General features: G+C 41.4%; 15 protein-coding genes and 1 other RNA gene. 11 read left to right on the top strand and 5 right to left on the bottom strand.

Translation table 11 applies throughout. The annotated features are described in order from the left end of the window. Positions 1–18: 18 nt before the first annotated feature. The 3 genes from ssrA (at position 19) to Q8O20_RS06305 (ending at position 960) form a co-directional block, all read left to right on the top strand. Positions 19–390: a transfer-messenger RNA gene (ssrA, locus tag Q8O20_RS06295) on the top strand. Positions 391–452: 62 nt separating this feature from the next. Continuing rightward, positions 453–662 (top strand): hypothetical protein, encoded by a 210-nt coding sequence (locus tag Q8O20_RS06300; protein ID WP_305530463.1) that lies wholly within the window; start codon positions 453–455, stop codon positions 660–662. Beyond that, complete coding sequence (locus Q8O20_RS06305; RefSeq protein ID WP_305530464.1) at positions 652–960, top strand: type II toxin-antitoxin system RelE/ParE family toxin; 309 nt, start codon at positions 652–654, stop codon at positions 958–960. Before Q8O20_RS06300 ends, Q8O20_RS06305 begins: the two co-directional genes overlap by 11 nt. Positions 961–1,006: 46 nt before the next feature. On the opposite strand, the gene Q8O20_RS06310 is transcribed toward Q8O20_RS06305, so the two are convergent. After that, the gene (locus Q8O20_RS06310) at positions 1,007–1,177 is read right to left on the bottom strand and encodes a hypothetical protein (RefSeq protein ID WP_305530465.1); all 171 of its coding nucleotides are present in this window, start codon (positions 1,175–1,177) and stop codon (positions 1,007–1,009) included. After that, positions 1,174–1,587 (bottom strand): hypothetical protein, encoded by a 414-nt coding sequence (locus Q8O20_RS06315; protein WP_305530466.1) that lies wholly within the window; start codon positions 1,585–1,587, stop codon positions 1,174–1,176. The genes Q8O20_RS06310 and Q8O20_RS06315 overlap by 4 nt, the downstream gene beginning before the upstream one ends. Positions 1,588–2,052: 465 nt before the next feature. On the opposite strand from Q8O20_RS06315, the gene Q8O20_RS06320 reads away from it, so the two are divergent. From Q8O20_RS06320 to Q8O20_RS06335, 4 genes are all read left to right on the top strand, one after another. Next, complete coding sequence (locus Q8O20_RS06320; RefSeq protein WP_305530467.1) at positions 2,053–2,331, top strand: hypothetical protein; 279 nt, start codon at positions 2,053–2,055, stop codon at positions 2,329–2,331. 155 nt (positions 2,332–2,486) lie between these two features. Continuing rightward, positions 2,487–3,074 (top strand): ParA family protein, encoded by a 588-nt coding sequence (locus tag Q8O20_RS06325; RefSeq protein WP_305530468.1) that lies wholly within the window; start codon positions 2,487–2,489, stop codon positions 3,072–3,074. A gap of 34 nt (positions 3,075–3,108) precedes the next feature. Next, a complete protein-coding gene (locus tag Q8O20_RS06330; RefSeq protein ID WP_305530469.1) occupies positions 3,109–3,360 on the top strand; it encodes a hypothetical protein in 252 nt (83 codons plus the stop codon). After that, the gene (locus tag Q8O20_RS06335; protein WP_305530470.1) at positions 3,357–4,178 is read left to right on the top strand and encodes a hypothetical protein; all 822 of its coding nucleotides are present in this window, start codon (positions 3,357–3,359) and stop codon (positions 4,176–4,178) included. The genes Q8O20_RS06330 and Q8O20_RS06335 overlap by 4 nt, the downstream gene beginning before the upstream one ends. Before the next feature lie 28 nt (positions 4,179–4,206). Here the strand turns inward: Q8O20_RS06335 and Q8O20_RS06340 are convergent, their stop codons facing one another. After that, on the bottom strand, positions 4,207–5,010 hold the full coding sequence (locus Q8O20_RS06340; protein WP_305530471.1) for a tetratricopeptide repeat protein: 804 nt from the start codon (positions 5,008–5,010) through the stop codon (positions 4,207–4,209). A gap of 80 nt (positions 5,011–5,090) precedes the next feature. On the opposite strand from Q8O20_RS06340, the gene Q8O20_RS06345 reads away from it, so the two are divergent. Then, positions 5,091–5,978: a FecR family protein gene (locus tag Q8O20_RS06345; RefSeq protein ID WP_305530472.1), complete on the top strand. Its 888-nt coding sequence runs from the start codon at positions 5,091–5,093 to the stop codon at positions 5,976–5,978. Further along, positions 5,962–6,846 carry a hypothetical protein gene (locus tag Q8O20_RS06350; RefSeq protein WP_305530473.1) on the top strand — a complete coding sequence of 295 codons (885 nt, stop codon included), beginning with the start codon at positions 5,962–5,964 and terminating at the stop codon, positions 6,844–6,846. Before Q8O20_RS06345 ends, Q8O20_RS06350 begins: the two co-directional genes overlap by 17 nt. Positions 6,847–6,885: 39 nt before the next feature. Here Q8O20_RS06350 and Q8O20_RS06355 read toward each other — a convergent pair whose 3' ends face one another. Further along, a complete protein-coding gene (locus tag Q8O20_RS06355; protein WP_305530474.1) occupies positions 6,886–7,455 on the bottom strand; it encodes an alkylphosphonate utilization protein in 570 nt (189 codons plus the stop codon). 39 nt (positions 7,456–7,494) lie between these two features. Then, positions 7,495–8,280, bottom strand: a complete 786-nt coding sequence (locus tag Q8O20_RS06360) for an MBL fold metallo-hydrolase (protein WP_305530475.1) — start codon at positions 8,278–8,280, stop codon at positions 7,495–7,497. Positions 8,281–8,414: 134 nt separating this feature from the next. Between Q8O20_RS06360 and Q8O20_RS06365 the strand changes: the two genes are divergently transcribed. Then, a complete protein-coding gene (locus Q8O20_RS06365) occupies positions 8,415–8,912 on the top strand; it encodes a hypothetical protein (RefSeq protein ID WP_305530476.1) in 498 nt (165 codons plus the stop codon). 2 nt (positions 8,913–8,914) lie between these two features. Then, a complete protein-coding gene (locus Q8O20_RS06370) occupies positions 8,915–11,011 on the top strand; it encodes a hypothetical protein (RefSeq protein ID WP_305530477.1) in 2,097 nt (698 codons plus the stop codon). Positions 11,012–11,241 lie beyond the last annotated feature (230 nt).

Raw genomic sequence — 11,241 nt, forward strand, 5'->3', positions numbered from 1 at the left:
GTTATCCTTTTTTCTTGTGGGGGCGACATGGCTTCGACTGGATCAAGAAGGTTTAGGTTGCATTGCCGGACTGAGCAGCTCCGTTATACGGCTCACACTTGCTTAAACGCAAACAACACTAATTACCGTCCTGCTTACGCTGTAGCGTAAGTTTAATTTAATTTAGGACTGCGCTACCTTCCTATGCTATAACTGGAAGGGCTTGGCGTATAACCCCTGTGATAGCTATATTCTTGGAGTGTCTCGGACTTGAATGAATTTAGAGAATTGGATGATGTAGCTTTGCACGTTGTGTGATAGTCATCTGAAAAACAAACAACGTTACTAAGCATGTAGACGCCTTTACAATCTTGGTTTAGGACTCCGGTTCAATCCCGGACGCCTCCACCATAACTTTCATCTTCAATCCATGATATAATTTTCTGATAATACACACTACAAAAGGGGACGTTATGTTAGCCTATCATCTTGAATTACAAGACGAATCTGTAGCAGATAAAGTGATTGCATTTCTCCGAACACTCCCAGAAAACACCGTAAAACTCTCAAAAGAAGAGTATGATGAAGAACTCGAATGTATGATCGACGAAGGATTCAATTCGCCCCTTGTAGGGACACACGAAGAGGTGTTTGCCAAATTGGGCACAAAATATGCCTCATAATATCGTCTATCTCGAACACGCTTACACTGATCTTGAAATCATTTTAGATCATATCGCCGAAGATTCCCCCTCTCGCGCCGTCGAATACCTCGAATTTCTCAAAAACGGTATTTCGAAATTAGCCGATTTTCCACACTTGGGTGTTATGTGCAAACGTAAACACATCCGTAGAGAGTGCCGTGTTCTGATCATCGAGAATTATATGGTATTCTATAAAATCGATGAAATATTACCAACCGTCATTATCGGCAGGGTTTTACATCGCAGTATCAATTACAAAACAAAAAAGCTTTTTTAAAACTTCTAAATCATCTCTCAACTCATTACCCAAAGAAGACGTAACTCTAGTCGTTATGGGGATTTTTAATCAGAATGGGTGGAGTAGAGAAGGGGAATAAGTAGCCTGTCCCCTTTTCTTTAACATCAAATATTTTTTCAAATGCTTTTAATGCTTGTTTTTCGCCTGATTTAGGTATTTTTATTAAAATATTCTCTATTCGTTTTGCTGGGTTCATTTTATCTCCGATGAGTTATATTTTTTTGATAGTAGCTCCATATATTCACGCTCAGTCATAACCCCATACTGAGTTCTTATAAGTTTTTGATCTCTTGATTCAATGATAAATTTAGATGTAATGATAGGGGTATGCTCTATTAAACCCTCTCTAGCGCCAAGATTTAATTTGACTTCTGAGTAATTATCAATAATGTTTATAGCCCATATACGGAGAGCTTTATTTTTTTGAGTTGGATCTTCTTTGAGTATATTTATAGCAAGTGCAACATAATCACTATTTAATTTCTGCCTACTCATTTCTGCTTGATATGAGTTAGCCATATATCCTAAAACTAATGGGATCAATATTAGTGATGCTGTTGTAGCCCATGATTGGGCTATTTTATGTAGGGGCTCATTTTCGGGCATTTAGTTCTCCGATCCGCCGGCGGATTTTGATTTTAAAATTCTCATATTATACATCTTCGCCGTTGCATTACTGATTTATCGTGTGTATCGATCAAAAGTACGAAAAGAAATATTCAAGAATGTTCTGAGATATGGATCATTTGGATGCTGATGATGGGTTGTGGTTTGACTTGGGGTAGCAATGTCAGTACCTAAGGGATCAGAAGATTACTGGATATATCGAGTCACTTTCTTTTTAATGTACTTTGTAATGTACCTTTTTTATATAATATCAAATAACCTACCTAATATATGCAGTATTTGGTAGAGGACGCCTCCACCAAACTTCTTACTCCCCCTTTTCCAAACAAGACACCTCCATATCTCTTCGTAATCCCAAAGTAATTATTTTCACCTATCATTACTAATGACCATTTTATGACCGGTTAATAACTTTTTTAAATATATTGACACGTCAGTTTAAAGGTGATAGAATGTTACAAGTCTACCGTAAAAGGTTCTAAAATGTTAAACAATAACAATGAATGGATAGAAGAAGCAGGTGTTCTTAAGCGACTAAGACAGCTTACGTCTCAGCATATGGTTGTTGCGTATCGTGCCAGAATGAGCAATTATGAAATATTGACATGCCAAGAGATCAGTGCTTTGGGAAAAATTCCTTTAATGGACGTCCTTGAGAAAATGGCTGCTTTCAAACAAACAAGCGAACACATTCTGTATAAAAAAGATTTTATGTTTGTTTGATTCTTTTAACTTTTTTTTCTCCTCCTCTTTCTCCGCTATTAAATAAACCAAGAGATACCTTTTTAAATATAGTTTTTTACTGTAATAAACTTGACTTTATCTATTTTTTATAGGTAAAATACTGTAATTAACAGTTAAATATAGTAAGGAAATTAATGAATATTACCGTGGTCAATTTTAAAGGCGGGGTGGGCAAATCGATGATCGCCCATCAGCTCATATCGGGATTCGGATTTTACGGGTGTGAGGTCGATCCCTACGGTTCCCTTTCCGATCGATTGCCTGAACGTGTGGAGCGTATCGATATTCAGCAAAAACATCTTGAAAAGCCGAAGAATGAAACGATATTTGATTTCGGCGGGTTTGATGATATTAAACTCGATCAGGCCATCAGTTATTCGGATTTGATTATTATCCCGTTTATTCCGACACTCGAGACGATACAGGGGACGGTTGATACGTTGGTGCGTGTCGCATCGGCGAACAAACCGATTTTAATGATCCCCAATATGAGCCAAAAAGAGAACGATATCAACGATGCAAAGTTTGTTTTTGAAGAGACGCTGGGGTTTGAGATTGAGATGTTTCCGATTCCGATGAGTGTCGCGCTTCAAACGGCGATCAACGAAAATCGCTCCATCACGGAACTCTCACAGCAGGGGGGGATAAAAGCGTATGCCTACAAGAAGAGTTCTAAATTAATGGTTGATTTGCATGATAAGATCCGAGAATATGAGAGTTAATAAACAGTTAATTACTGTATAAAAGGTAGTCACAATGGAAGAAGTCAAAGAGAATAAGTTTGCCAAGCGGGTCACACAAAGAGAACTCTCAACCCATAAAGAGATTCAAACCGCTAAACATCCGGGAGGGCGGCCTAAAAAAACGGAGGAGATAAAGCAAAGCGAGAAGGTGTTTTTGACACTGACCAAAAGTGAAAAAATAAAACTCGATGAACATACGGCACGCACGGGTGAATCGATAGCGGGGGCGATACGCCGAGCGCTCAAAGAGATGGGGATGATATGAAACGGGCGATAATCAAACACGCACTGCTTATGGGGACACTTGCAGCAATCTTGGGAGGATGCGGATCGCAGCCTACACCCATCGTACAGAAACCGTGCATCAGTGCAGAACAGCTTAACGTCTATGGATATGATCACCTTGAAAAGGTGGCAAAACTGTTGCGTGAAGACAAAAAGAATATTGAATCGTTTGAACTCTTTATCAATACCATGAAAGGGACGGTTGACGGATATGACCAAATGCTTAAATCAAGTGTCTATATCAGTAATGTCGTCCGTTTTTTACCGATACCGTATGCGGGAGAAGTCTCTAATACGACCAAGTTGATATCTAAAACACTTTTAAATCTCGGAGGAGCCGCAAGTGCTTTGAATCGCTATAAAAACAGTTCGGATACTTTTTTAGCAGGGTTTGATAAGCTTAATCGCGCAGATGCAAAAGGATCAGATATTTCGAAACTGGCTCTGTATGCCGATACAAAATTGCTCAGTGACGCTAAAAACCTTGAAAATTCGTTAAAAGATATATCTGAATCGACGGCAATGATGGCCGCGACAACCCAAAGTATTTCGGATGCGTTGGATGCAACCGGCACCTACACGAATCAAGTGACAAGTTTTGTGGGGCTTTCACAGCCAAGCGTGGAGGAGAAATCGAAAGTAGTCCAAAATCGTAATTCGATCGCTGCCCGTATGGGACAGCTCAATCAAAAAATCGGTTCATTGGAAAAGAGCGAACAACTCCATCGCTATAATATTGCGAAAGCACGCATTTATTCGGAATTGGTATTGGAAATCGATACTCTCTCAAAAAAGTAGGATTATTCTACCTGTTTCGTAAAAACTTTTAAGGAGTCGGTTGTTCGACGTATTTGCGGAAAACACGTTCGACCTCTTTTTGCTCCGTCACTTTGACATTAATACAAAAATCGTCAAATACATTGATTTGGGTAGCGGCAGAATATTTGGTGTCAATATGACGTAAAACAATTTTATTCTCTTCCAGCAACACTTCTCCTTCGGCGTTGCCTCCGAGTGGAGGAATGGTGCATTTGTCAGCCTGATAGCCGTCTTTACTCCATTTTCCGCCGAGGTTCTGCCCGGATATTTCCAACTGAAATGTTTCGTTCATATAATTGCTCACGGGTACTTTTCCGACAAGACTGTAGGTGGATATGACGTCGTTGTCGTCAGGTGTTCTTCGCGAACTGAGAGTAATGCGGTTTCCTGACATTTCAAGTTTGAAGTATCGATTGTAATTGTCGACCCATACTCCCGCCAGGGCGGCAACTTTATTGGATTGTTCCATGCGGTATTCGAGTTTGATGATCTCGTCGCGTATTTTCGGAGCGTCTTCCGCCTTTGGATTCAGTGCAAGATACCGCTGATAGCTATTCATGGCCTCTTTGTAACGTCCCAGTTTGGCCTGTACCGATCCGAGATTGTACCATGCCGCAGAGAGTTCAGGTGCGATTTGAGTCGCTTTTGCAAACTGCTCGGCGGCTCCTGAGAGCTCTTTATCCGACTTGGCCATTTCGATCGCGGCGATTCCGCGTATCAGGTATCGGCGTCCTTCTTCCGTCTGATCGTCGGCGATACAAGTAGATGCTAGCAACCCTGCTAGACAAACGGCTTTTAAGAGAGTATTCATTCTGTTTTCCTTATACGTATTTTATTGCTTGTTGAGCTATTATACAAAGATAGAGTATAAATATTCTCAAGGGTGAAATGATGAAATGGTTGCTAATTACATTTTTATGTTTTGGATACGTGCAAACCGCATTTGCTCTAAAGCCGGGGGAACAGGCTGTTAATTGGGCTATGGCGGAACGCAATGCCGCCCTTGGGGCGGTAGCGGCTGCGGAAAAACGGGTTGAAGCGGCGGAATCCGACCTCAGGATTTCACGCAGTGTGGAACAGGATATCCGCACATCAAAAGACCCCGATGCGATGGTCGTCGCGCGCGAAGCGGTAGCGGTCAGCGAACTGGGGGTGAAGGAAGCTAATTCCCTGCTCAAACGTGCCAGAGAGTTGCTCTCCAAACAAGAAAAGACCCTTTTATCCATACGAACAGCGGTTGCGGATTTCGGCGGCGATAAAGCGATGGTGATTCCCGTAAGTGGAGAAGTCCGCCGTTCGTTCAAAGGTTCGGATGTCACTACGGATTCCGTATTGCCGCTTCGTGTCGGCGAAAAGGTCGAAGTGGGAGCCAACAGCTCCGCAAAATTGTTTGTGGCACGCGGAGACGCGGAGGTCGATCTTCATGAAAACAGCAACTTTACGGTTACCAAAGATGATACGAGTGAGAGTTTTGAAGCAATGCTTAATACAGGGCTTGCACACATCAAAGCGAAACTGAAAAACTATTTCGGAAAAAAGTTTGAGGTCCGAACGCCTGCTGCGATTTGTGCCGTTCGCGGGACCGATTTTTCGATTTGGAATTTTGAGGGAGGGAGCCGTATTGAAGTTTTTGAGGGGACGGTTTCGGTTCGATTGCCCAAAAGTGAGGTCAGTGTGGACGTGCATGCCGGTGAAGGATGTGATATCTTCAAAGAAGGTGGGATTCAACCCGTAAAAATACTCGAGCGTCCATGGAGTAAAAATGTCCCGTCTCATTAGTTTTCCCATAGCGGTTTTGGTTGGGATGTTGAGCAGTTCCACCGTGTATGGCGAGTATTGCATCGACTGGAGATCATGGCTTAAAAGTTACACCGGACAATCCGGTCATTGTTGGCCTACCGAATCCGAATGCAACTCGTATTATTTTTCCCGCTGTATGAATTCAAACTATAAAAACGACTGTGCGGGGCCGTGTTATTTTAAACCTGGGCTTTATCCCAAAACGGGTGCGACAAAAGCCAAACAAAAAGAGAATACTATAAACACGGCTCTGCAGAAAGCCGCTGAAGAAAGCAAAAAGAAACAGGATGCTTTAAAAAAAGCAGCGGAGCAAAAACAGTTCGATGCTGAAAAAGAAAAATTACTCAGTGGAATGAAAGGAGATGTGGGTGCTTCTTCTGTCTCTAATCAGATGATACTCAAGCCGATTCCTCCTGCGCAATCTCAGCTCAATTGCATTGCCAACAACGAAGCCAATCGAAGCTGGGAACAACACGCCCCTAATTGTAATCCGGTGATTTCAAATGTTCCCGAACCCGGGAAACCTGTCGAAGTTTTCGGAACAACTGTTGTCGACCCGCAGATGCTGTCAAAATTCATAGAGTCCCTACATCAGCGTGTTTCGACCACCCGCGAGTCACTGGCCAAACAAGACGCTCTAATCAAGGGATTGGAAAAAGAGATTTCGCAAAAAGAGATGAAAGCACCCGATATAAAAAATCCTAAGGGAGAGAGTGATGCGATGAAACGGGCGAGAGAAGCGCTGGCTAAAGCGAAAGCCGACCGCGAACGGACGGCTCAGGAACTCTCCCTCCTCGAGCAGCAGGAAAAAGAGGCGCAGAACAAATCAAAAGGAATCGCACCATAGAATATAGTGACTTTGGCATTACTGGGTTATTTGCTTTTTTTATGCTTTTTTCATAAATGCGGCGACAAGTACGATCGTACTGCCGTTGATTTTTCCCTCAATGTATCGAGCATCGTCGGTAAGACGGATATTTTTAACAATAGTTCCCCGTTTTGCGGTAAAACCTGCCCCTTTCACTTCGAGGTCTTTGATCAATGTAACGGTATCACCCTCAGCGAGGATGGTTCCGTTGCTGTCGCGTTGAATAACCGCTCCGCCATCATCGTTGGCAGCAGTGTTGAGCATCCCCGCTTGCGCCCACGCTTTGACATCGTCTTCGAGGTACATCATATCGAGTTGATCTTGATCTCCGAGTGCGCTAAGAAGGCGATACGCCATAACTTGGACGGCAGGTACTTGGCTCCACATACTGTCGCTGAGGCAACGCCAGTGATCCGAATCAAGATTTTGAGGATTTGAGATTTGGCTTTTGCAGGTTTCGCAAATATAGAGTGATTGATCGGCAGAGGCATCGCTTGGAGCGACTTCATAACTGCTTAAACCTTCACTTGCTCCGCATAATTCACAGATATTTCCACTTCGTTCTTGTAATGTTTGTTCAATACTCATAATAACACCTTACTAAATTAATAACGGCATTATAGCGCATTAGTGTAGAGAATAATTGATACGATCCCCGTCAATAAGGACTTTGCCACCATTGCGAAGTAGTTGAAGTGAATTTAATTCTTCGATAATTGCGGGGATAAAGAGTGCTTTGAGGTGCATAGCATAGATGCTAAAGTCCTCTCTGTGACATTTTTTCAGTTCATCAACCAAAAGAGCGGGGGTGAGATGTTTACTGTCGTAAGCCAATTTTTCAAAGAGTGACGGAAATGAGACTTCCGCGATGAGCGTATGGATAGCGGGACGTTCATCAAGTAGCTCCCAAATTCGGTTACATCGATAAGTATCGGCAGTAAATAAAATTCCGGAACCGTTTTTTTCAATGATATAGCCGCAGCTTCCTTCGGTATGATCGGTTTTAAAGGGAGTCAATATGACGTCATCAACGTTATAGGGAGATTCCAACTCAAGCTCTATAAATTCAATGGTTTTGTCCGTGTGGCCGATTAAGATTATCTCTTCAAAATTAGGCCAAATGCGTTCATTGAAAATAAATTGACGTAAATTATCAAGGGTTGCCCTCAATCCGTAAATTTTAAGGGAAACACTTTTTTGGGTAACAAAAAGATCAGCGAGGAAGGGGATATCAATGATATGATCGAGATGAGAGTGGGTGAGAAAAATATGCTCGATGGTAAAGACATCGTCTCCAAAACGGTTAATAAGATTTCCGGCATCAATGACGCAATGGTTCGAGACACGTAAACAAGTTGTCCCCTGTGTAGGAGTCCGCGTGCCGCCGGTTCCTAAGAATTCGATATAGTCCATTTCATTCTGCCTTTTAGCCGATCAACTTAAATTATAGTATAAAAAGACGAATTTAGATTCGTAAAAAGGGATTTTGATTACTTTTTAATCACGCTTGTAGTGATATTGTAATGTCTTTGATTTATGATTACAGTATGATTTACAGAGCTAAACCGATATCGTATCTTATGTTATTGCTGCTATCTTTATGGTTTTTTACCTCTATAAAGGTTGAGGGGAAAGAACTTTCGACCAAAAAAATGGTGGCACTCCTCCAACCGATAGAACATCATGCAATACAATACGGAGAGGGTGACATTAAAGTTTATGTTTTTGTCGATCCGAAATGTCCCCATTCTCGAGACTTTATCTCTATGCTTTTTGAAAACCAGAAAATGCGGACGATCTATCGCTATTACATCTATTTTTATGAGCTCAAGCGATTTAAATCGCATACTCTGATTGGGGCGATTTATTCGGCACCTTCTCCGTTACAGAGAATGTTGGAAGTGATGGTCGGGAAAAAAGAGCTGAATCCTGCACAGGATGTTGAGTTGAAAATCGAAGAAAAAATCGATGATATTAACCAAGTTGCTGAGCAAATCGGCGTTTCTAAACGCCCCTATCTTATTGTCGCGAAAGAGTGGGATTGATTATGTACTACCATACACCGAATACGTCACAGTTTGTTAAGTTTATCCGACGCTTCAGGGTAGCTGTGATCGCTTTTTTTGTTCTTTCCTCGATAGGGACATTTGTATTGATTAAACCGGAACTGATCTCATCCGATACTTTTTTTTGGTTGAGTGAGTCTAAACAGTTTGAAAAAACAACGCAGCAAGAGTATAGTGCAACGTATGTCGGGCGCTTAAGTGTCCAAATAGCTACATATGATGAAACAACTAAACAACAGTTGCAGTCACTTCAGACCGAGCTTGAATATCAAGCGGGCGTTGAGCGGGTAGAATCGCTTTTTGCGACCCACATGGTTTTTAACGATCAAACTTTCGAAGAATCGGCGATTGTCAAAGCATTGCCGATCGGCAGTTTATCGGCACCGAAGATGATGACGTTCGTCAAAGCGTTTCCTGAACCGTATACGCAATTTGTGAATGATGATTTTAACGAGTTTCATTTCATCATACATTCTCAACAGCCTATCCAGGTCGCTCAAATGACTATTCCGTTTGAATACCGTTATTCCGAACCGATTGTTGAAGCGCAGCTGGGGCACTACCTTTGGTATATCGGTGTAATCGTTTTAGTCGTTATACTGATGTCACGGATTATATTTCGAAACTATATCGCGGCATTCGGGGCGATCAGTGTCACCTTATTGACATTGATGTGGACCTTCTCTATTATGTATCTGTTGACTGGAAGCAATCAAATACATATTGCCATGAGTCTAATGGTCGTCAGTATCTCGATCGGTCACTATCTTTATTTTTATTACCGATGGCATGTCTCTCAATTTAAAAGTGATTCGAATCGGGCTTTAGAGAAAAGTATCAATCGTAACCTTCATCCTGCCGTTTGGACCTTGCCCGTTTTAATACTCAGTTTGGGATCACTTCTTTTCGCCGATTCTAAGATTGTGACTATGCTGAGTTTGAGTTTGATGGTTTCATCGGCAGTGGCGTATCTTATCAATATTGTTTTTTTGCCTGCATTGTTAAGCTTTTTTTCGGTGAAATATCCCCGAATAGGATTCGCACGAATATGTTATTGGTTTGCTAATCGTGAAATTCATTACAATCCTAAAATCTTAAAAGGGTTTATGGTTTTAACGACAATTATTTTACTGAGTATAGTAATCCGTCTTGTCATCACTCCGGACGGTTTTTTTGATAAGCATGTCAGCCAAAACACCATTACCTTAAAAGTTCCGTTTGAAGAGATCGATTTGGAGACCTTGCAAAAAATTGAAACGTTTGAACATGAACTTCGAAAATATAATAAAGGTATAGAGAAAGTCGATTCGGTTGTCACCATATTAAAACGGCTGGATATGGCCAATAAACCGCAGACATCTTTTGATGAACAGCGGCTCTTACAAGCCTTGTTTTTTCTTGAACTGTATGATCTTAAAAAAGCGTACATTGATAAAGATGCATTGAATATCTCTATTACCCTTCATAATACGGATCAATCGGCTGTGATACGATGGCTGGAAGAGTATAAGGCTCTTCCGATCTATTTTACCGATGTCGAAAGTCTCTCCGAGAGTTCCAAAATGGATAAAACGCTTCTGTTGGCATTTTCATCGCTTTCCGCACTATTAATGATCGGTTTAATCATGGGAATTATCTTTCGCTCGGCAAAAATCGGTTTTGTCGGTTTTGTCGCCAATGCAATTCCTATTATATGGTTTATACTTTTCATGATGGTATGTAATTTTGAACTAAGTATTGAAGCATTGATTGCGATGACAATCTCTGTCGGATTGACATCGGATACGATTATCCATTTCGGGTATAAATATTTTAGAAGCCGCTATTTCGGACGTACTCGTAAACATGCACTGGAGATTATGTTCTTCTACTCCGGTGTTCCAGCGATCACAAGTGCCGTTGTGTTAATGGTTGTTTTTGCACTTTTGACATTGACGCAGCTGCAATCGCTCCAATTGATCGGAGCTTATGGTGCTATGTTGATGTTTATTTCATTATTGAGCGATTTGTTTATCCTTCCGATTTTATTGTTGGCGGTAGATAAAGATTCAGAGCAGGTGTTGATTACCTCCTCTTAAATCACCCCAAAAGTATCGAATTCCCTATATATAATGTAAGAAATATTCATAATTCTTATAGGAAGTAAATTCTTTTAAATTTCTTCCCGAAACCTCTTGACTTCTTTGTTAATTTCCCCTATAATTCCCGTCCACAAACGCTGATAGGCCTTGAGTTAAGACCTAGAGTTTGAGTTTGCGATCATTGAAAACTAAGTAGGTTAAACGGTTCGAGACTTTCTCGAAGACGT

The organism is Sulfuricurvum sp. (genome assembly GCF_030691015.1).
GTDB lineage: Bacteria > Campylobacterota > Campylobacteria > Campylobacterales > Sulfurimonadaceae > Sulfuricurvum.